At 44.4% G+C, this 21342-nt stretch carries 17 protein-coding genes; 6 read left to right on the forward strand and 11 right to left on the reverse strand.

The features are described from left to right. Positions 1 to 70: 70 nt before the first annotated feature. Entirely contained in the window at positions 71 to 556 is a 486-nt protein-coding gene (gene lrp, locus QME20_RS13715) for a leucine-responsive transcriptional regulator Lrp (RefSeq protein WP_014949635.1), read from the reverse strand. Between the two features lie 185 nt (positions 557 to 741). Here lrp and ald point away from each other — a divergent pair, with 185 nt between their 5' ends. Beyond that, entirely contained in the window at positions 742 to 1875 is a 1134-nt protein-coding gene (ald, locus tag QME20_RS13720; RefSeq protein ID WP_014949636.1) for an alanine dehydrogenase, read from the forward strand. A 115-nt stretch (positions 1876 to 1990) separates the two neighbouring features. Here the strand turns inward: ald and pyrF are convergent, their stop codons facing one another. The 10 genes from pyrF to gyrA form a co-directional block, all read right to left on the reverse strand. Further along, positions 1991 to 2689 (reverse strand): orotidine-5'-phosphate decarboxylase, encoded by a 699-nt coding sequence (gene pyrF, locus QME20_RS13725; RefSeq protein ID WP_101564731.1) that lies wholly within the window; start codon positions 2687 to 2689, stop codon positions 1991 to 1993. A gap of 6 nt (positions 2690 to 2695) precedes the next feature. Continuing rightward, positions 2696 to 3865 (reverse strand): lipopolysaccharide assembly protein LapB, encoded by a 1170-nt coding sequence (lapB, locus tag QME20_RS13730; RefSeq protein WP_168463694.1) that lies wholly within the window; start codon positions 3863 to 3865, stop codon positions 2696 to 2698. Then, positions 3865 to 4122, reverse strand: a complete 258-nt coding sequence (locus QME20_RS13735; RefSeq protein ID WP_014949639.1) for a lipopolysaccharide assembly protein LapA domain-containing protein — start codon at positions 4120 to 4122, stop codon at positions 3865 to 3867. The genes lapB and QME20_RS13735 overlap by 1 nt, the downstream gene beginning before the upstream one ends. A gap of 129 nt (positions 4123 to 4251) precedes the next feature. Then, positions 4252 to 6594, reverse strand: a complete 2343-nt coding sequence (locus tag QME20_RS13740; protein ID WP_014949640.1) for a PilZ domain-containing protein — start codon at positions 6592 to 6594, stop codon at positions 4252 to 4254. Positions 6595 to 6800: 206 nt separating this feature from the next. Continuing rightward, entirely contained in the window at positions 6801 to 7088 is a 288-nt protein-coding gene (ihfB, locus tag QME20_RS13745) for an integration host factor subunit beta (protein WP_014949641.1), read from the reverse strand. Positions 7089 to 7164: 76 nt separating this feature from the next. Next, positions 7165 to 8835 (reverse strand): 30S ribosomal protein S1, encoded by a 1671-nt coding sequence (gene rpsA, locus QME20_RS13750; RefSeq protein ID WP_014949642.1) that lies wholly within the window; start codon positions 8833 to 8835, stop codon positions 7165 to 7167. 118 nt (positions 8836 to 8953) lie between these two features. After that, positions 8954 to 9625: a (d)CMP kinase gene (gene cmk / locus QME20_RS13755; protein ID WP_039227644.1), complete on the reverse strand. Its 672-nt coding sequence runs from the start codon at positions 9623 to 9625 to the stop codon at positions 8954 to 8956. Between the two features lie 183 nt (positions 9626 to 9808). Then, on the reverse strand, positions 9809 to 11092 hold the full coding sequence (aroA, locus tag QME20_RS13760) for a 3-phosphoshikimate 1-carboxyvinyltransferase (RefSeq protein WP_239257483.1): 1284 nt from the start codon (positions 11090 to 11092) through the stop codon (positions 9809 to 9811). A gap of 1 nt (position 11093) precedes the next feature. Then, positions 11094 to 12179, reverse strand: coding sequence for a 3-phosphoserine/phosphohydroxythreonine transaminase (gene serC, locus QME20_RS13765; RefSeq protein WP_281716084.1), 1086 nt, complete (start codon positions 12177 to 12179; stop codon positions 11094 to 11096). Between the two features lie 145 nt (positions 12180 to 12324). Continuing rightward, the gene (gyrA, locus tag QME20_RS13770; RefSeq protein WP_014949646.1) at positions 12325 to 15039 is read right to left on the reverse strand and encodes a DNA topoisomerase (ATP-hydrolyzing) subunit A; all 2715 of its coding nucleotides are present in this window, start codon (positions 15037 to 15039) and stop codon (positions 12325 to 12327) included. A 302-nt stretch (positions 15040 to 15341) separates the two neighbouring features. Here gyrA and ubiG point away from each other — a divergent pair, with 302 nt between their 5' ends. From ubiG to QME20_RS13795, 5 genes are all read left to right on the forward strand, one after another. After that, positions 15342 to 16046, forward strand: a complete 705-nt coding sequence (gene ubiG / locus QME20_RS13775; RefSeq protein WP_014949647.1) for a bifunctional 2-polyprenyl-6-hydroxyphenol methylase/3-demethylubiquinol 3-O-methyltransferase UbiG — start codon at positions 15342 to 15344, stop codon at positions 16044 to 16046. 549 nt (positions 16047 to 16595) lie between these two features. Continuing rightward, the gene (gene nrdA, locus QME20_RS13780; RefSeq protein ID WP_014949648.1) at positions 16596 to 18917 is read left to right on the forward strand and encodes a class 1a ribonucleoside-diphosphate reductase subunit alpha; all 2322 of its coding nucleotides are present in this window, start codon (positions 16596 to 16598) and stop codon (positions 18915 to 18917) included. A gap of 122 nt (positions 18918 to 19039) precedes the next feature. Further along, positions 19040 to 20170, forward strand: a complete 1131-nt coding sequence (gene nrdB, locus QME20_RS13785; RefSeq protein WP_014949649.1) for a class Ia ribonucleoside-diphosphate reductase subunit beta — start codon at positions 19040 to 19042, stop codon at positions 20168 to 20170. 12 nt (positions 20171 to 20182) lie between these two features. Next, on the forward strand, positions 20183 to 20455 hold the full coding sequence (gene yfaE / locus QME20_RS13790) for a class I ribonucleotide reductase maintenance protein YfaE (protein WP_281716085.1): 273 nt from the start codon (positions 20183 to 20185) through the stop codon (positions 20453 to 20455). Positions 20456 to 20569: 114 nt separating this feature from the next. After that, positions 20570 to 21307, forward strand: a complete 738-nt coding sequence (locus QME20_RS13795) for an SDR family oxidoreductase (RefSeq protein WP_014949651.1) — start codon at positions 20570 to 20572, stop codon at positions 21305 to 21307. Positions 21308 to 21342: the final 35 nt, after the last annotated feature.

Below are 21342 nucleotides of genomic sequence, written 5' to 3' on the forward strand. Positions count from 1 at the left end.
TTTGGTAAAACACAAACACTGTATTTTTGCACAGCCTACCACAAAACCACGCTATTGAGCCACGCTTTCATTACTTCAAATTAATGCGCAGCGACGATGTACTTTTTACTTCTTCCATCACAACGTACGTCCGCGACTCACTTACTCCGGGCAAGCGCAGTAAAGTATCACCTAATAATTTCCTATAGCTTCCCATATCTGCAACGCGTGCTTTAAGAAGGAAGTCAAAATCTCCGGACACCAGGTGACATTCTTGTATATCGTCATGCAGTTTTACCGCAGCAGAAAATTCTGCAAAGATATCTACCGATGTTTTCGTTAACGTAATCTCTACGAACACAAGCATAGCTGCGCCGAGCTTTTCTGGGTCAACGACAGCATGATATCCTTTTATATAGCCCTGAGCCTCCAGCCTCTTAACTCTCTCAAGACAAGGGCTGGGGCTTAATCCCACTTCTTTAGCAAGTTCGACGTTTGATATACGCCCGTTTTTCTGTAACTGTACCAGGATATTCCTGTCTATTCGGTCTAGGTGTTTTGGTGTCTTTACCAGCATATAAAATATCTTAAAAGCATCTTTTAGGAGAATTATATGCTACAAACGCCCATTCTTCAGCAGATAGTTCGTTTTTTTATCACGTATACTCCGCAAATATGTTCACGTGCTTCAAAGCCGAACACTATTCATCAAAAGTTCAACCAGAGCCGCTTAGAAGCTCACTATAAGATTGAGGACTATACATGTTAGTTGGTGTACCAAAAGAAATTAAGAACCACGAATACCGTGTTGGCTTGACGCCAGCAGCTGTAAAAGAGTTTGTTAGCCACGGTCACAGCGTTTTAGTAGAAACGAACGCAGGTGAAGCAATAGGTTTCACTAACGAAATGTATGTCGAAGCAGGCGCAGCCATTGCATCAACGGCTGAGCAAGTGTTTGCTGAAGCAGAAATGATCGTAAAAGTTAAAGAGCCTCAGCCTAACGAGTGTAAAATGCTTCGTAAAGGCCAGACACTATACACCTACCTACATTTAGCGCCTGATCCTACGCAAACAAAGCTGCTTGTTGAGTCTGGTGCAACGTGTATCGCATATGAAACAGTGACTGACGACCGCGGTGGGCTTCCACTACTCGCACCAATGAGTGAAGTAGCTGGCCGTATGTCGGTTCAAGCTGGCGCGCACTACCTTGAAAAAGCACACGGCGGTAGCGGTACACTTCTTGGTGGCGTTCCGGGTGTAGCACCAGGTAAAGTACTGGTTATCGGCGGTGGTGTTGTTGGTACTAACGCAGCAAAAATGGCACTAGGCCTTGGTGCTGATGTCACTATTCTTGACCGCTCGCTTCCTCGTCTTCGTCAAATCGATGATATCTTTAACGGACAAGTAAAAACGGTTTACTCTACCGTTGACGCTATTGAGCACTACTCTTCAAAAGCTGATCTTGTTGTTGGTGCGGTACTTATTCCTGGCGCTGCAGCTCCGAAGCTTCTTACTCGCGAACAGATTAAGGCAATGAAGCCTGGTTCAGTGCTTGTTGATGTTGCTATCGACCAAGGCGGATGCTTTGAAACATCTAAAGCAACAACACACCAAGACCCAGTTTATATTGTTGATGACGTGGTTCACTACTGTGTTGCAAACATGCCAGGTGGCGTTGCGCGTACTTCTACAATGGCACTTAACAATGCCACATTGCCATTCGGCTTAGCCCTTGCAAACAAAGGCCCTGCGAAAGCGATGCTAGAAGACAAGCACTTGCTTAACGGTCTAAACGTGCACGAAGGTAAGGTAACGTACAAAGCTGTGGTTGACGCGCTAGGTGAAGAACTAGGCCTTACCTATACACCAGCTGAAGTAGCGCTTAAAGGCGAATAATTTCTAAAGATTAGTCTCGGGTAGGGCTGTGGCCATACCCTTGAATAAGAATATCGGAATAAAAAAGCTCGGTATGTGAACATCACATCCGAGCTTTTTTGTATTTGAAATAAGTCTAACCGTTTATTGATGCGTTTACTGCTTTCAGTACGGCAATAGGGTCTTCCGCTTTAGTGATAGGTCTTCCCATAACTAAATAGCTCACGCCAGCTTTCATAGCATCGGGAGGCGTCATGACGCGCTTTTGATCACCAGCATCTGCGCCTACTGGGCGAATACCTGGTGTAACTAGCAGAAAATCGTCGCTGTGTTTTTCGCGTAATGCGTTGGCTTCCTGTGCCGAGCAGACAATGCCGTCTAATCCTGCTTTTTCTGTTAGTGCCGCCAGACGCAGCACTTGTTGCTCTGGTGTCACACCGCTTACTACATCCGCCAACTGCGCTTCATCCATGCTGGTAAGAACGGTAACCGCAATAAGTTTAGTTTGAGGGTTGCTGCTTGTTGCAATCGCCTCTTTAGCTGCTTGCATCATAGGTAGGCCGCCCGATGCATGTACATTTACCATCCATACACCCAGCTCCGCCGCTGCTTTACACGCTTTCGCTACAGTATTTGGAATGTCATGGAATTTAAGATCCAAGAAAACGTCAAAGCCTTTAGCGATTAGCGCTTTTACGAATTCTGGTCCAAATAAGGTGAACATCTCCTTGCCCACTTTTAGCTTGCACAAGCTTGAATCTAATTTATCAACAAACGCCAATGCAGTATCTTTATTGTCATAGTCTAATGCAACAATAACGCGTGGGTCATGCATGTTCTTTTATTCTCCGTCTAGCCCTTTGATAGGTTTTACTACGCCCCACTTTTTACAGCTAGGGCATAACCAATATAATTTTCGACCGGAAAAGCCACAGCTGCCACAGCGGTATTTAGGGCGCTGCAACATTTGCTTTTCCACCAATTCTTTAAGTAAGCGTAAGCTATCAGCCGTGGTTTTATCTGAAAGCTGGTCAATGTAAAGCCCCATAAGGGTTTTAAAGCCGCGCATAGTCGGGCGTTTGCGAAGTTGCTCAAGTAAGTATTCAGCCGCCTGTGCCGTTTCACCGCGCTTCATAAGCACATCAACCATGGCTAAATAGGACGTAGCACACTCTTGCCAGTGTGCTTCTAAGTTCTTCTGAAAACTTTCCCAGTCGTCAGTTTCTTCAGCAATTTTTTCCAAACTAGGTACGGCTTCGCTGAACCAATTGATATCGCGTTCGGCCACTTGCGTAAAGTACGCGCTGGCATCAGTAAAGCGTTTTTGATCAAGCGCTATATCACCTAACATAAGCCACGGCCTAACCGCATGTTCGTCGGCATTTACCGCTTTTTGTAATAAGGTCAATGCCGCCCCTTGGCTATCGTTCTTCAACTCAACCGATGCTTGTTCACAATAAAAGTGTGCAAGGCGTTCGCACAAATCATCATTGTCACCATGACACTGCACCATACGTTCGGCTAATTCGATGGCTCTTTCCCACTCTTTCGTGGTCTGGTAGATACTGAAAAGTTGCTGTTGAGCTACAAGGTAGTGTTTATCGCTGTTAAGCAGTTGAAGAAAAGCATTTTCAGCACGCTCTAGAAAGCCTGCTTGTGTGTAGTCGTGACCAAGCTCCCTCAGTGCATTTTCTCGTTGAGCCGGCTGGAGCTCATCACGGCTAACTAAATTCTGGTGGACTTTAATTGCGCGGTCTATTTCACCTCGGTGACGGAAAAAACTCCCCATCGCGATATGCGTCTCTACTGTGTCGCTATTCACGTTAATCATTTTGATTAGCGTATCGACTGCTTTATCAGGTTGGTCTGAGAGAAGGAAGTTTAGCCCCTTGTAATAATGCTTAGATAGAATGCTAGACTGCTTTCGCTGCGCTTGACGGACACTATTTCGGCCCATTATCCAGCCGTAACCTGCCGCAACAGGCAAAAGGAGAAACAGCAGTTCGAGCATTAGTGTTCTTGTTCCAGACTCTGTATTTTAGACTGCGCAGACATCAGCTGAACACGTAATTTTAGCCAGCTCATTAGCATTACCAAAATTCCGATACCAACGCCAATTGAAAGTGTTATCGCTATTAACGTCGATAAGCGAAGATTCGCCTGAGCAATTAAATAATTAACTGTTACTTGTGCTTCATTTTGTGAGCCAATGACAAACGCGATCGCGAGCAGCACCAAAATGATAAGAAACGTTAGGATCCCTTTCAACACTCAACCCTTTTTTGTTGATTTATTTACAAGAATAGCAAAATGCGAAAAGAGATAACACTAAAAGCGTAAGTGAAATGATGTTATACCAATCCGCATAGATATTTGCCCACTCAGAAGGCTTTGGCATTAAGCAGCGCCTTCGCTTTCTAGATCCTGACGTTGGGGTTTGGCAATAAGATTGTCTACCACTAAATCGTGGTGAAGGGCTGACATATTAGTAATAAAAATACAGTGTGTATAACCCGCCTGCATCGTTTCGAGCTTGTCATACATGGCTTTGTCTAGCTTTGATAGCTGGGCAAGACGCTTCTTAGTTAATGGCGTTATCGCGCCGTGACACCGGATAGCGGTGACATCTGTGGCACTGAGATGTATTTTTTCTTCATCTAATTGAGTTTTTATTTGTGTTCGCAACTTAGAAAAAAGGAAGTCGCGTTCTTTTATATACACTAAGCGGCTGTCGCTCTTTCTAACGCAGTGAACCACTAACGCTTGTTCAGATGTTTCTTTGAACATCGCCTCTAGAATTTGTGACTTGGGCTTAGCCTGCCCTTTGTCTGCAAAAAAGCCGTGCAGTGGGATAATATTTTGAGTGCGCGAAAAAGGATAAAGGTCATCAGATGCGTCACTTTGATACACCGTTTTGAGCCTGTCTAACGTAAAGCGGTTCATCACACATAGTACCGATAAAGACGGCATATGCCTAACCGCCAATTCCCAGATATAACGGTGAGTTGAGCGTTGAATACGCGCAATATCTCTTACTTTGAAATACGCGGTATTTTCTTCAACCATATGATCGACGCTCGAGCTCACTTTAGCCTTACGTGTATCTTCAACAAGACACAACCTCACCACGCCCGTTTCCGCTTGGTAGTGCACAACCTTATATTTTTCACCTTTAATTTTCAGTTCCGGTACTGAAACACGAATTTCCTTTTGTAGCTCACTTTTCGGTGCAACAATTAACTTCATTCCACTTGCACTTAAATCAGCAACCCGCGCATCAATCGATGTCAGCAGTCCAACTTTAATAGAGGCAGGTTTATCAATAACGTAACGTGTCTCACTGCGTCTATCTAAATCCTCTTCCATTACATAATCAATTCGCCAATTATTGCCGCTAGCCCTCAAGGTTTTTGACAAGGGTTTGAAATCGCATTTTGCTGAAAGAGTCAGATTAGTAAGATAAGCAGACACGTCTTTACAGTAAAGAACATGGGAGATCTGCGCCAGTTGCTCAAATTCTTTACTGGCAATATCGTGAATAGCAAACGCTTTTTGTTTATCTTCTCGCGTCACGCTATCAAGTCGACAATGGGTACAGATGAAGTCGCCACTTTTGGCAAGAAGATAAACCAACGCGTTAAGCTGTTTTAATGCTAGCAGTTGTCTATGCGTCGCTGTTATTTGAACGTTACCATTTTTGGTTTTGATGTTGCCATGAAAGACATATGCTTCATTATACTTGCGTAGCTCGTCAACTAACGTCGCGAAGATAGGCTTATCTTGTAGGCTAGCCAAGAGTTTTTCGGCGTCGTTATGCTCGACATTGGCTTTGGTAAACAGGGCAATAATGGGCTTAAGCGACTTCTTCTCTGGCGCGAGAAACACGGGCAACCACGGGCTATTTTCAAGTATTCGGTCGCGTTCTAGTTCTTGCATGGCGCGTTCTATTTCTAAATCACGCTGCAAAGGCTGTTTATACGCGGTAATCGCTACATATCGTTTAAGGGTTGCAAGAAAGCCTTTATCCACGTCGTCTTGAAAAACAAACGATGTCTCATACTTCCCTAAGTGCTTGTTGTATTTTACCGACTCTAGTTCAAGCGTTATTTCAGTCGGTTCTTTAGTAAGTCCTTTAACTTCAGGAATAGTGAACGTAATAATGTCACCAGTAGAAGCGTTCGGTGGCCTTTTCGTTTCAAGAGCAATGCCTTTGTGTGACATCGAACTGATTGAACAATGACGGCCTTTCTCAAAATCGGGGGAAGAAATAGTAAAGTTTGGACGAATTGCGATGTCATCGCCGAAATCTATATCAGTAAACGATTGGCTTTCAACATTAAAAGCATCGACAATTTTTTTGAACTGTTCTTTTTTTATTTGGTTTTGGTAGAAGTCTGAGTTCATTACTGACTCAAACACGCCTACCGTATATCTGTCTTGATAAAGTGATGTTTCGTTTTTGAGTATCTGCGCGCCGACTTTATCAAGGCGCATTTGAACCCCGAAGTGCTTGAATTTCATGACGGGGAATTGAGCAAAGGCAGAGTTATCAGCAGGAGCGTCGGTTAACGACGTTAATCGAACAACCTCCTCTTTTACTACTTTTCGAACACTACTAGGTAGACGCTTCGAAAACTTGTTAATTCCTTCTAACAGCTTGTTTTGTTGTTCATAAGGAATTAACGCGCGAATGAGCGGCTGATATTGTTTTATTATTGCTTGTTCGTCGCCGGCTGACATTACTTCTATGAATACCGTTTATTATTATTTGAACAATATATAACCCTATTCGAGTTGGGGTCAATAGGTATCAAAAATTAAACGAAAGTATATCAGCAATAACGAGCGCCTTATTTTAGCTAAGGAAAATAGACCATTGAATTTTACTAAATAACAATAAGGCAGCAGACACAAAAAAGCCGCTTTTCAGCGGCTTTTAAAATGCATTATGCGATTGAGGCGTCTACCCTTTCGCGAAGCTCTTTACCAGGCTTAAAGTGCGGTACATATTTACCGTCAAGTTTCACTGTCTCACCCGTTTTTGGGTTTCTACCTACGCGTGGAGCGCGGTAGTGAAGAGAGAAACTGCCAAAACCTCTAATTTCAATACGCTCACCCTTTTGGAGAGTTTGCGCCATTTGCTCTAGAAGTTCTTTTATCGCCAGCTCAAGTTCCTTCGCCGGAATATGACGCGCTTGATCCGCGAGCCGTTCAATTAATTCAGACTTGGTCATGCTTAACCTCATTGTCAATATTATTGTTTAAACAGCTATCGCGAATTGGGTGTGCATCTGCACACCCACAAAAGCATTATTCGCCTTTAGCAGCTTTAAATGCTTCTGCCATCGCGTTAGCGAAACCAACATCTTCTTGCTGGTTAACTTTATCGATAGCTTCTTTTTCGTCAGCCTGATCTTTCGCTTTAACAGATAGGTTAACAGTGCGGTTCTTACGGTCAACGCCCATGAACTTCGCTTCGATGCTATCACCAACGCTTGCTACTTCTGTTGCGTCTTCAACACGCTCTACAGCAAGATCTGCAACGCGGATGTAGCCGTCAACTTCTTCAGCTAGGTTTACAGTAACGCCTTTCGCATCAACTGCTGTTACTGTACCAGTAACGATAGCACCTTTCTTGTTATCTGTCAGATACTTGTTGAAAGGATCTTCTTCGATTTGCTTAACGCCAAGAGAGATACGCTCACGCTCTGGGTCGACTTGAAGTACAACTGCAGAGATTTCGTCGCCTTTCTTGTAGTCGCGAACCGCGTCTTCACCAGACTTGTTCCAGCTGATGTCAGAAAGGTGAACTAGACCGTCGATGCCGCCGTCAAGACCGATGAAGATACCGAAGTCAGTGATTGACTTGATCTTACCAGACACTTTGTCACCTTTTTCGTGTGACTCAGCAAATGTTTCCCAAGGGTTAGCAATGCACTGCTTAAGACCTAGAGAAATACGACGACGCTCTTCGTCAATTTCAAGAACCATTACATCTACAGTGTCACCTAGGTTAACAACTTTAGATGGGTGGATGTTCTTGTTAGTCCAATCCATTTCAGAAACGTGTACAAGACCTTCAACGCCGTCTTCGATTTCAACGAAGCAGCCGTAGTCAGTAAGGTTAGTAACCTGACCGTTGATCTTAGTACCTTCTGGGTAACGAGAAGCAATTTCTTGCCATGGATCGTTGCCCATTTGCTTCATACCAAGAGAAACACGCTGCTTCTCTTTGTCGAACTTAAGTACTTTAACGTTGATTTCGTCACCAACATTCACGATTTCACTTGGGTGCTTAACGCGCTTCCAAGCCATGTCAGTGATGTGTAGAAGACCGTCTACGCCACCAAGGTCAACGAACGCACCGTAATCGGTAAGGTTCTTAACGATACCCTTGATTTCATGACCTTCTTCAAGGTTAGCAAGAAGCGTCTCGCGCTCTGCGCTGCTTTCTGCTTCGATAACTGCACGACGAGAAACAACAACGTTGTTACGCTTAGCGTCAAGCTTGATAACTTTAAATTCAAGCTCTTTGCCTTCAAGGTGCGTAGTGTCACGTACCGGACGTACGTCAACAAGAGAACCAGGAAGGAACGCGCGTACACTGTTAACTTCAACAGTGAAACCGCCTTTAACTTTACCGTTGATAACGCCTTTGATAGTAGCTTTATCTTCGTAAGCTTTTTCCAGCTCAACCCACGCTTCGTGACGCTTCGCTTTTTCGCGAGAAAGGATAGTTTCACCGAAACCGTCTTCAACTGCATCTAGTGCTACGTCTACTTGGTCACCGATAGCGATTTCTAGTTCGCCTTCAGCGTTTTTGAATTGGTCAGCTGGGATAGCACTTTCTGATTTCAAGCCTGCATCAACAAGAACGATGTCTTTGTCGATAGAAACAACAGTACCTTTTACAATTGAACCAGGACGTGTTTCTAGTTCTTGTAAGCTTTCTTCAAAAAGTTGTGCAAAATTTTCAGTCATAAGTCTCAAATAACTTTTAAGTTGATATCCACGCTTCTTATCCGGATAACGCGGGGTTATTAAAATTAGTCGCCACTTCCTGTAGCAACACTGCTTTGGATGCGATCAGCTCTCGTCATTAAAGGCGTGAGGAAATAATATCCATCGCTTTTTCAAAGACTTGGTCAATATCCAAGTCCGTTGAATCTATAATTACTGCATCTTGTGCCGGTACCAAAGGAGCCACTGCACGCTGTGTATCGCGCTCGTCTCTTGCCTTGATATCGGTTAAAAGGCGCGCAATATTAACATCCATGCCCTTTGCTTTCAACTGGCTATAGCGGCGTTCTGCACGGGCTTCTGCGCTTGCTGTAAGAAAAATCTTTACAGGCGCTTCGGGAAATACCACTGTACCCATGTCGCGACCGTCGGCAACAAGACCAGGATCTTGTTGGAAAGCACGCTGTCTGCGAAGTAGTGCTTCGCGAACCCGGGGTAATGCCGCAACTTTTGACGCCACGGCGCCAACTTCTTCGGTGCGAATATCGTCAGTAACGTCTTCGCCTTCTAAGATTATGCGAGTGCTATCGCCATTCGTCTCGAAACTAACATCAAGACCGGTTGCTAGAGGAACAACACATTCTTCATCATCACACGGAAGGTCGTGGTGAAGTGCAGCAACTGCTAATACGCGGTAAATTGCGCCGCTATCTAGAAAGTGCCACCCTAATTTCTTTGCCAGCAAGCTACTTAACGTACCTTTACCAGCACCACTAGGACCGTCAACCGTGACTACGGGTGTGGAATGCATACCTGCTCCATCGTTTAAATTACTAAAAATCGCGCGCAATTATACGCTTTAGTGAGAGATAAGCAATGCCGCCTCTAATTGGCGGCATTGAACATCAGGTTAAACCTGATTCAGATCAATGGGGCAAGTAAGGCGATTACCGGCATTGCCTACCATTATTTATGAGGAATATTTTTTGAGCCTTTACGCGCTATACAGTGTTTTAAAGCGGGTAAAGTAGTCTGGGAACGTTTTGCGCGTGCAGCCCGGGTCGTTTATTGTTACCGGCGTATCGCTTAACGCAACAAGCGAGAAGCACATGGCAATGCGATGGTCGTTATACGTGTCTATCTCAGCATGTTTTAGCGAGTCAGTCGGCCACACTTTAATATAGTCATGCCCTTCTTCCACTTTCGCACCCAACTTTTGAAGCTCGGTGGCCATAGCCGCAAGACGGTCTGTTTCCTTAACACGCCAGTTATAAATATTAGTCATGGTAGTTGGACCTTCAGCAAACAATGCCGTAGTCGCGATGGTCATGGCCGCATCTGGAATATGGTTCATATCCATGTTCACGCCTTTAAGCGGCGCACCCGTTATTTCAACATACTCATCGTTCCAAACCACCGTTGCACCCATGGCCTCAAGTACATCAGCAAAACGAATGTCACCTTGAATGCTGTTCTGGCCAATTCCGGTTACGCGTACCGTTCCACCTTTAATGGCACCGGCTGCAAGGAAGTAAGATGCTGACGATGCATCGCCTTCTACCATAAATTTACCCGGCGCAATATACTTAGCGTCACCAGAAATCGTGAACGTTTGGTAGTTATCATTTTTAACAGTAACGCCAAACTTCGCCATGGTATCTAACGTGATATCGATATAGGGTTTAGAGACCAACTCACCTTTTATTCGTATAGTCACATCACCTGAAAATAATGGGGCAGCCATTAAAAGCGCAGTCAAGAATTGGCTAGATACGCTGCCGTCTACCGACATTTCACCGCCGTTTAAAGTCTTACCTTTAACTTGTAGCGGCGGGTAACCTTCATTTTTAAGGTAAGTTACTTCAGCATCGGCTTCGCGCAGCGCATCGACTAAGTCGCCAATTGGGCGCTCTTCCATACGCGGCTCACCGGTAAGTACTGTGTCGACATTACTAGCAGCAAGTGCCGCGCACAAAGGTCGCATTGCTGTACCGGCATTGCCTAGGAAAAGCTCTAAGGGCTCAGCTACGTTGAACGCGCCACCGTTACCTTGTACAACACATTGCGTTTTGTCTTCGCTCAAGCGATAGTTAATGCCTAATTTAGTGAGTGCATTTAACATGTGCTCAATATCTTCGCTATCAAGCAAGTTAGTTAATTCAGTTTCACCTTCAGCTAACGCGGCTAGCAGTAGTGCGCGGTTAGACAGACTTTTTGAGCCAGGTACATTGACCTCTCCCGATACTTTTGCAATCGGGTCTAATGTTAACTGCTCCATTTTATCCATTCACTCTTTCAAATTCGCGCATAAATTCAACTAGCGCAACAATGCCCTCTACTGGCATTGCATTATAAATACTGGCACGCATGCCCCCTACTGAACGATGCCCTTTAAGAGCAAGTAACCCTGCTTCTTGTGACTGTTTAAGGAACAATCCGTCAAGTTCAGCATTGGCTAAATGAAACGGCACGTTCATTTTTGAACGGTTGTCAGGGTGAACTTTACTTGAATAGAAGTCAGAGCTGTCGATAGCTGAATACAATAACGCCGCTTTTTCAGCATTGCGTTTAGCCATAGCGTCAACGCCGCCCATATCTTTAAGCCATTCAAATACAAGCCCCGCTAAGTACCAAGAGAACGTTGGCGGTGTGTTGTACATAGAGTCAGACTTTGCCGCTAGTGCATAATCGAAGATAGAGGGCGTTTCTTTACGTGCTTTGCCAACCAGGTCTTCGCGAACAATAACAACTGATAAGCCGCTTGGGCCGATATTCTTTTGTGCGCCAGCGTATATAACGCCATGTTTTGCTACATCTAATGGCTGAGACAATATAGTCGAAGACATATCAGAAACCAGCGGAACCTTGCCCGACTCTGGTAGCCAATCAAAAGCGATTCCGTCAACGGTTTCATTTGGACAGAAATGGTAATACGCGGCAGATTGATCAATATCGCTCAACAGAGGCTGCGCAATGTAGTGACAGCCGTCTTTTTCAGACACTTCACCCACCACTTTGGCGTGGTTGTATTTGTTTGCTTCGTCAACGGCACCTTTAGACCAAGAACCGCTGACTAAGTGAAGACTGGTATCGTTAGCGTTGGATAAGTTGAGCGGTACAGCGGCAAATTGCCCACGTCCACCACCGTGCGTGAACAGCACATGGTAGTTGGAAGGAATGGACAATAAATCTCGCAAATCTTGCTCAGCTTTTGCCGCTATTTCAATGAAGTCTTTACCACGATGGCTTACTTCCATTACAGAGCAGCCTAAATCGCGCCAATTTGTAAATTCTGATTGTGCTTTTTCCATGACTTCTTTTGGAAGCATAGCCGGGCCAGCACTAAAATTAAAAACCTCTTTCATCGCGTTTTTCAACACCTGTAGATAATTACCGTTTAACTCGCTTTTTTTTGAACGTTTTGCGGGTCTATTAGGTAAACAAGCGGCTTAAGCCGCTTGTTTGAAAGAACACTGATAATGCGCAAGTATGAATACCTGCGCCCTATCCCTACTCTTCTGTCGTTGAGCCATCACCGTCTTCTGCGGTGTTCTCTTGCTCTTGAACAGCAGTTTCTGCTTGTTCTGGCGCATCGTCTGAAATGATTAGGTTACCGTCTTCGTCGAATTCTTGTAACTCTTCCACTTCTTCAATGCGTTGTAACCCTACAACGTGCTCACCTTCTACTGTACGTATTAAGCGAACGCCTTGTGTGTTACGGCCTACTACTGACACTTCGCCTACACGGGTACGAACCAGTGTTCCTTGGTCACTAATAAGCATAATTTCATTGGTTTCGTCTACTTGAACCGCGCCAACCACTTTACCATTACGCTCAGACACCTTAATTGATACAACACCTTGTGTCGCACGGCTCTTCGCAGGGTAATCTTCAAGCGGAGTACGCTTACCGAAACCATTCTCTGTTGCTGTCAGGATTGGGCCGTCGCCTTTAGGAACAATAAGTGATACCACTTTTTGACCATCTTGCAGACGAATACCGCGAACACCTGTGGCTGTTCTTCCCATAGGACGAAGTGCCAGAAGCTCTTCACCCGTCTCTGGGTCACGCTTAACTTCACCGGTTTCGCTGTCGCGAAGCTTCTCGTTGAAGCGAACCACTTTACCTGCATCAGAGAACAACATTATGTCGTCATCACCGTGAGTGATATCAACACCAATCAGCTCATCACCTTCGTTCAGGTTAACGGCGATAATACCGCTTGAACGTGGGCGAGAATATAGGCTCAGGTCAGTCTTTTTAACCGTACCGTTTGCCGTCGCCATCAGTACAAACTTGCCTTCTTCAAACTCTTTAATAGGAAGAATAGCAGTAATACGTTCGTTCTCTTCAAGCGGTAGGATGTTAACAATTGGGCGTCCGCGCGCGTTACGGCTAGCAAACGGCAACTGATATACTTTCAACCAGTACAAGCGACCACGGGTTGAGAAGCAAAGTATGTGATCGTGGGTATTAGCTACCAATAATCTTTCGATGAAATCTTCATCTTTCATCTTGGTTGCTGATTTACCACGGCCACCACGACGCTGTGCTTCGTAGTCTGTAAGTTTTTGATATTTCACATAACCTTCGCGAGAAAGCGTTACTACAACATCTTCTTGCTCTATAAGATCTTCAATATCAATATCGTGACTTGCTGCCGTAATTTCAGTACGACGCTCATCACCAAATTCATCACGTACTTTTTCAAGTTCTTCTTGAATCACTTCCATCAAACGCTCTGGGCTGTTTAGGATGTGAAGAAGTTCTGCGATGATCTCTAGAAGTTGCTTATACTCTTCTAGAATTTTCTCGTGCTCAAGACCTGTTAGCTTGTGTAAGCGAAGGTCAAGAATAGCTTGCGCTTGCTGTTCTGTCAGGTAGTACTTGCCGTCGCGAATACCAAATTCTGGCATTAGCCAATCAGGGCGTGCAGCGTCATCGCCTGCGCGCTCCAGCATTTGCGCTACATCACCTAAGTCCCAACCTTGTGCTACAAGCGATTTCTTGGCGTCTGCTGGGCTTTGTGACGCTTTAATCAACTCGATAATTGGGTCGATGTTCGCAAGCGCTATCGCCAAACCTTCAAGAATGTGAGCGCGGTCACGGGCTTTACGTAATTCAAAAACAGTACGACGTGTTACTACTTCACGGCGGTGAAGAATAAAGCATTCTAGCGTTTCTTTAAGGTTGAATACCTTAGGCTGACCGTTATCAAGCGCAACCATGTTAATACCGAATACCGTTTGAAGCTGGGTATTCGCGTATAAATGATTAAGTAGGACTTCGGCAGATTCGTTGCGTTTAACTTCGATAACAATGCGCATACCGTCTTTATCAGACTCGTCTCGCAGTGCAGAAACGCCTTCGATGCGCTTTTCTTTTACCAGTTCAGCAATCTTTTCAATAAGACGCGCTTTGTTAACCTGATAAGGGATCTCGTTAACAACAATGGTTTCTTTACCGTTGCTGTCAGTTTCAATTTCCGCCTTAGCACGAAGATAAATTTTACCGCGACCTGTGCGATACGCATCTTCAATTCCCTTGCGCCCACTAATCATAGCTGCCGTTGGGAAATCTGGACCTGGGATGTGTGTCATCAAGTCGTCGATGGTAATAGACGGATCTTGAATTAACGCTACGCAGCCGTTGATCACTTCGGTGAGGTTATGTGGCGGAATATTCGTCGCCATACCAACCGCAATACCCGATGAGCCGTTAACAAGAAGGTTAGGCACCTTCGTTGGTAATACTTCAGGAATATGCTCTGTACCATCGTAGTTAGGTACGAAATCTACGGTCTCTTTATCTAAATCGGCAAGTAACTCGTGCGCAATTTTAGCCATGCGAACTTCGGTATAACGCATCGCAGCAGCAGAGTCGCCGTCTACCGATCCGAAGTTACCTTGACCGTCTACTAGCATATAGCGAAGTGAGAACGGTTGGGCCATACGAACAATAGTGTCGTAAACTGCAGAGTCACCGTGAGGGTGATATTTACCAATTACGTCACCTACCACACGGGCAGATTTTTTGTATGGCTTGTTAAAGTCGTTTTTCAGTTCGTTCATTGCGAACAGCACACGACGGTGCACTGGCTTCAAGCCATCTCTTACGTCAGGCAAGGCTCGCCCGACAATAACGCTCATCGCGTAATCAAGGTAAGAGTTCTTTAACTCTTCCTCAATATTAACGGGGAGGATTTCTTTAGCGTTATCAGACATAAACTGCTTAATCCCTTTATCTTGGTTTGTTCTGCGTTATCCAGCACTTCGCTTCACATCATTGTGAAAACAAGGCGTGGGAGCGCACTGTTATTATTATGTGGGTCATAATCGTGCTTCGAGTGTACCACTTGATGACAGAATTATGTAGCGCTTAATTACGCTTATTAATCAACTAAAAGGCAAGCGATTATTTTTCGTTCGACCCTTCTTATAATTTGTCTATTTCTGTTTAAAAACAGTGAAACACAACCTCGATTTACGATATCTTAAAAAGAGATAGATTAAGGATTGTTTTACTCATGACGAACGTCGATCAACAAGAAATCAATAAGTTCTCTGAACTCGCTTCACGCTGGTGGGATCCAGAAGGCGAATTTAAGCCATTGCACCTTATTAACCCACTTCGCTTAGACTTCATTAATCAACACAGTGAAGGCCTGTTTGACAAAAAAGTCGTCGATATTGGCTGTGGTGGCGGTATTTTAGCAGAATCTATGGCGCGTGCAGGCGCGACGGTAACAGGTTTAGATATGGCAGAAGCCTCGTTAGAAGTAGCGAAGCTGCACGGTTTAGAATCAGGTGTAAAAGTTGACTACGTATGTTCAACTGCCGAAGCATTCGCAGAAGCAAATGCAGGACAGTTCGACGTGGTAACCTGTATGGAAATGTTAGAGCATGTACCCGACCCTGCTTCTGTTGTACTGGCCTGTGCTAAGTTGGTTAAGCCTGGTGGCCATGTTTTCTTTTCTACGCTTAACCGAAACCTAAAGTCGTATCTGATGGGGATCGTAGGAGCGGAATATATCCTTAAACTGGTTCCAAAAGGCACCCATGATCACAGTAAGTTCATCAAACCATCTGAACTTATGGCGATGACCGATCATGCTGGTTTGCTGCCTCGAGATATGACAGGTCTACACATGGACCCAATTTCTCAAGGCTTTTATCTCTCTGCGAATAATGTCGACGTTAACTACTTACTATATACAGTAGCGCAAAATTAATTTAACACTATATATTGGGTTGCGGCGATATTTTAAACACCATATATCGTGTTTATATAAAAACTATTTTCTAAGAATAAATTAATTTTTATGTCGAAGAATTAATTAAAAATGCTTGCAATCCAGATATTTTACGCTTGTAGAACGCTAAAAAGTTAGTTGTTACTAACATAAATTTCATGCCAGATTGAGTGCTTGAAATACCACCAGATATTGGGTTGCATTAAGACTAAAACCTCACTATCTTGTGTTTAATTCAGCACGTGATCCCAATGCAGATTTTCTGGGATCGCACAGATCGCTAACGAGATTATGGCAATGCCATATGCAGTGTGTGACATCAACCTCGCTGAAAATATAAATGCAGTGAAAAAATTAAATGAGCAGTCTCTACTTTGTACTTTCGGTATTGGTTTAGGCCGCTTTCGTGTGTGTTGTTATCTGGCGTGAGCCAATGGTGATAATCTCACTCACACTCAATAAATTAAAAATGAAAATGGGCATTACATAGCCCACGCATCAAGCGCTAACAGACAAACGGCCAGTAACATGAACAACAACTTATTAGTCACCAAACGCAACGGTGAAAAAGAGTCCATCGACTTAGAGAAAATCCACAAAGTCGTGACATGGGCAGCCAAAGGACTTAAAAACGTTTCAGTTTCACAAGTTGAAATCAAGGCACAAATCCAGTTTTATGACGGTATCAATACTAGCGAGATCCATGAAACCCTGATCAAATCAGCGGCAGATCTTATTTCTACCGATGCGCCAGATTATCAATACCTGGCTGCGCGCTTGGCCATTTTCCACCTTCGCAAAAAAGCCTATGGTCAATTTGAGCCGCCTGCCCTACTTGAGCATGTAGGTAAAATGGTTGATATGGGCAAATACGATAAGCACCTGCTTGAAGACTACACGCCTGAAGAATTCGCTGAAATGGACTCGTATATCGACCATTGGCGAGACATGAACTTCAGCTACGCTGCAGTTAAACAGCTCGAAGGTAAATACCTGGTTCAAAACCGAGTTACAGGTGAAATCTACGAAAGTGCTCAGTTCCTATATATTTTAGTGGCGGCATGCCTTTTCGCAAATTACGATAAAGCGACGCGTATGGACTACATCCGCCGCTTCTATGATGCCGCTTCAACATTCAAGCTGTCATTGCCTACACCTATTATGGCTGGCGTACGTACGCCTACTCGCCAGTTTAGCTCATGTGTACTTATCGAAACCGGCGACAGCTTAGATTCAATCAATGCAACGGCAAGTGCCATTGTTAAATACGTAAGCCAGCGCGCTGGTATCGGTGTAAATGCAGGCCGTATACGCGCACTAGGTAGCCCTATTCGCGGCGGTGAAGCATTCCATACGGGTTGTATTCCGTTCTACAAATACTTCCAAACAGCCGTTAAAAGCTGTTCACAAGGTGGTGTTCGTGGTGGCGCTGCTACGCTGTTCTACCCTATCTGGCATATGGAAGTTGAATCACTGTTAGTGCTTAAGAACAATCGTGGTGTTGAAGAAAACCGTGTACGTCACTTAGATTACGGCGTTCAGTTCAACAAACTAATGTACCAGCGCATGATGAAAGACGGCTATATCTCACTATTTAGCCCGTCTGACGTTCCAGGTCTTTACGATGCATTCTTCGCTGACCAAGAGAAGTTTGAAGAGCTATACGTTAAATACGAAAACGACGACAGCATCCGCAAAAAGCAAATTAAAGCCATGGAGCTATTCAGCTTGTTCATGCAAGAGCGTGCAAGCACAGGTCGTATTTATCTACAAAACGTTGACCACTGTAATACGCACAGCCCGTTTAACCCAGAAGTTGCACCAGTTCGTCAGAGCAACCTGTGCCTTGAAATTGCGCTACCTACTAAGCCGCTTCAGCACGTTAATGATGAGAACGGTGAAATTGCACTATGTACGCTGTCAGCGTTTAACTTAGGTGCGATTAAGTCACTGGACGAGTTTGAAGAGTTGTCTGACCTTGCAGTACGTGCGCTAGATAACCTGCTTGATTACCAAGACTACCCCGTTCCTGCTGCATATAATGCTACGATGGGACGTCGTACGCTAGGTGTTGGTGTTATCAACTTTGCATACTACCTTGCTAAAAATGGCGTTAAGTATTCTGATCACAGCGCGAACGGTCTAGTTCACCGCACGTTCGAAGCAATGCAGTACTATCTACTTAAAGCGTCGAACAATCTTGCTAAAGAAAAAGGTGCGTGTCCTAAGTTTAACGAAACCACCTATTCTCAAGGCATCATGCCAATTGATAGCTACAAGAAAGATCTTGATAGCGTATGTAATGAACCACTTCATTACGACTGGGATGCACTTCGTGAAGAAATCAAAACTCACGGTTTGCGTAACTCTACGCTGTCAGCATTAATGCCGTCAGAGACGTCTTCTCAGATTTCAAACGCGACAAACGGCATTGAGCCACCGCGTGGTTTTATCAGCATTAAGTCGAGTAAAGATGGTGTTCTTAAGCAAGTTGTACCTGAGTACGAAACGCTAAGAGACCAATACGAGCTACTTTGGGATATTCCTTCAAACGATGGTTACCTACAACTTGTTGGTATCATGCAGAAGTTTATCGACCAAACTATCTCAGCGAATACCAACTACGATCCAAGCCGTTACGAAGGTAACAAGGTACCAATGAAGCTTCTTCTTAAGGACCTTCTTACTACGTATAAACTGGGTGTTAAAACACTTTACTATCATAACACTCGCGACGGCGCGTCAGACACATCTGCTCTCGATGCTAAAGCGAGCGAGCCTATGCCACGTCAAGAAGAAGTGGTTGTAGAGGAAGATGATGATTGTGCAGGCGGTGCGTGTAAGATTTAGAACACGCCCCCTGTTTAAATGGCAAATGCATAAAAGGAGTTAACTGCATTTGCCATTAACGTTTCGCAGCAAGAACACAAACAATAATACGCGTTAATCATTAAGTTTTTAGTTAGGCCATCATGAAATACACTACGTTTAATCAGCAAAGTACTAATCCATTGATCGAGCCGATGTTTTTCGGTAACCCCGTAAACGTTGCACGCTACGACCAGCAAAAGCATGCCATATTCGAAAAGCTTATTGAGAAGCAAATTAGCTTTTTTTGGCGCCCTGAAGAAGTTGACGTTTCTCGCGACCGTGTTGATTTCCAAAAATTGACCGACCCAGAAAAGCACATCTTTATTTCAAACCTTAAGTACCAAACCCTGTTAGATTCGGTGCAAGGCCGTAGCCCGAACATCGCGTTCTTGCCTATTATTTCACTACCAGAGTTAGAAACTTGGGTTGAAACATGGTCTTTCTTCGAGACTATTCACTCACGTTCGTATACTCATATTTTGAGAAACTTGTTCTCAGACCCAAGCGAAATATTCGAAGATATCGTAGTGAATGACGAAATTAAGCGACGTGCTGCTGATATTTCTAAATATTACGATGATCTCATTTTCGCCACTCAGCTTTGGCAGACACAGGGTGAAGGCGTACATACAGTGAATGGTGTTGCACACACTATCAACATGTATGAGCTTAAGAAGAAGCTTTACCTATGCATGAACTCGGTGAACGCACTGGAAGCAATCCGTTTCTACGTGTCTTTTGCCTGCACATTCGCTTTCGCTGAGCGGAAGCTGATGGAAGGTAATTCTAAGATTATTCGTTTGATTGCCCGTGACGAGAATCTGCACTTATCTTCAACACAGCATATCCTTAATTTGTGGGCTAAGGGTAAAGATGACCCTGAAATGGCGCAAATTGCAGAAGAGTGTAAAGAAGAAGCGCGCGCTATCTTCATGAACGCTGTCGAGCAAGAAAAGCAGTGGGCTGACTACTTGTTCCAAAACGGCTCAATGATTGGTTTGAATAAAGAAATTCTTTGCCAGTACGTTGAGTACATTGCGAATCAACGTATGTCTGCTATTGGTCTAGACACCCCGTTCGAGATAAGCAGTAATCCACTTCCATGGATGAATAACTATTTGAATTCAGACAACGTGCAAGTGGCACCTCAAGAGTCTGAAATCAGCTCTTATCTTGTTGGTCAAATCGACTCTGCCGTGAGCGAAGACGACTTTGCTGATTTTGAGCTGTAAAACTACAGCTTAATGAGCAGCAACGATAAATCACTCCACATCGACGTTGTCGATGTGGGGGCGATTATTTCCCCTTCTGATTCCACTATCTTAAACGCCCTTGAAGCAGCGGACGTTCATATTCACTACCATTGTCGTGAAGGCTTTTGTGGTGCATGCCGCACAAAGCTAATTGAAGGCGAAGTTGAGTACACCACAGATCCCCTCGCCTTCATTGACGACGATGAAATTCTTCCTTGTTGTTGCGTGGCTAAATGCCCACTAAAAATAAAAGTACCGCTGTAAAATCTTCATTCATCGTTCTCACTATCACTCTCACAGTGTTTCTGCGCGTTAAAGTAATCCACTTCAATAGTTTTACGTAGCAACTTAACACTAATCAAACGTAAAGATAATGTTATGAGCGAAGTTTCTGGAAAAGTTGTCATCATTACAGGTGCAAGTAGCGGGCTTGGAGAAGCAACGGCGAAAATGCTTGCGGATAAAGGTGCTAAATTAGTGTTGGGCGCCCGCCGTGAAGACCGTCTTAAAAAACTTGTAGATGAAATTGAATCTTCAGGTGGCCAAGCTACTTATCAAACGGTAGATGTCACGAAAAAGGATGAAGTCAAGGCGCTTGCGAAAGCGGCCATAGATGCCTATGGGCGTATTGACGTGCTCGTCAACAATGCTGGTCTTATGCCACTCGCTCCGCTTGACGAGATGAAAGTTGACGAGTGGGATCAGATGATAGATGTAAACATAAAAGGCGTTATGTATGGAGTAGCAGCGGTATTAGGACAAATGCGAGAGCAAAAAAGCGGGCATATTATCAATCTTTCCTCTGTGGCAGGTCATGTTGTGTTCCCTGGAGCAACGGTTTATTGCGCAACTAAATTCGCTGTTAAAGCAATAAGTGAAGGCATTCGCAGGGAGTCAAATGGTGAAATTCGCTCTACCAACATCTCACCTGGTGCAGTGGCGACAGAACTTACTGACCACATTTCTCACAAAGACTCAAAGCAAATGGCAGATGATATGTATGACGATGCTATCGATGCAGATGCTATTGCACGTGCAGTAACGTTTGCCATAGAGCAGCCTGGCGACGTAGACATAAACGAAATGATCATCAGACCTACCCGTCAGGAACTCTAATACAGCTCATTTCTAACGTAATGGTATTGATTGGC

The sequence above is a fragment of the Alteromonas sp. CyTr2 genome (assembly GCF_947311905.1).
Lineage (GTDB): Bacteria > Pseudomonadota > Gammaproteobacteria > Enterobacterales > Alteromonadaceae > Alteromonas > Alteromonas macleodii.

Coding starts and splice junctions, on each gene's coding strand:
- gyrA (WP_014949646.1), bottom strand. CDS start 15,039: ATGTCTGATAACGCTAAAGAAATCCTCCCCGTTAATATTGAGGAAGAG.
- nrdA (WP_014949648.1), top strand. CDS start 16,596: ATGAACAACAACTTATTAGTCACCAAACGCAACGGTGAAAAAGAGTCC.
- yfaE (WP_281716085.1), top strand. CDS start 20,183: ATGAGCAGCAACGATAAATCACTCCACATCGACGTTGTCGATGTGGGG.
- serC (WP_281716084.1), bottom strand. CDS start 12,179: ATGAAAGAGGTTTTTAATTTTAGTGCTGGCCCGGCTATGCTTCCAAAA.
- cmk (WP_039227644.1), bottom strand. CDS start 9,625: ATGCATTCCACACCCGTAGTCACGGTTGACGGTCCTAGTGGTGCTGGT.
- nrdB (WP_014949649.1), top strand. CDS start 19,040: ATGAAATACACTACGTTTAATCAGCAAAGTACTAATCCATTGATCGAG.
- lrp (WP_014949635.1), bottom strand. CDS start 556: ATGCTGGTAAAGACACCAAAACACCTAGACCGAATAGACAGGAATATC.
- aroA (WP_239257483.1), bottom strand. CDS start 11,092: ATGGAGCAGTTAACATTAGACCCGATTGCAAAAGTATCGGGAGAGGTC.
- pyrF (WP_101564731.1), bottom strand. CDS start 2,689: ATGCATGACCCACGCGTTATTGTTGCATTAGACTATGACAATAAAGAT.
- ihfB (WP_014949641.1), bottom strand. CDS start 7,088: ATGACCAAGTCTGAATTAATTGAACGGCTCGCGGATCAAGCGCGTCAT.
- lapB (WP_168463694.1), bottom strand. CDS start 3,865: ATGCTCGAACTGCTGTTTCTCCTTTTGCCTGTTGCGGCAGGTTACGGC.
- rpsA (WP_014949642.1), bottom strand. CDS start 8,835: ATGACTGAAAATTTTGCACAACTTTTTGAAGAAAGCTTACAAGAACTA.
- QME20_RS13740 (WP_014949640.1), bottom strand. CDS start 6,594: ATGTCAGCCGGCGACGAACAAGCAATAATAAAACAATATCAGCCGCTC.
- QME20_RS13795 (WP_014949651.1), top strand. CDS start 20,570: ATGAGCGAAGTTTCTGGAAAAGTTGTCATCATTACAGGTGCAAGTAGC.
- ald (WP_014949636.1), top strand. CDS start 742: ATGTTAGTTGGTGTACCAAAAGAAATTAAGAACCACGAATACCGTGTT.
- ubiG (WP_014949647.1), top strand. CDS start 15,342: ATGACGAACGTCGATCAACAAGAAATCAATAAGTTCTCTGAACTCGCT.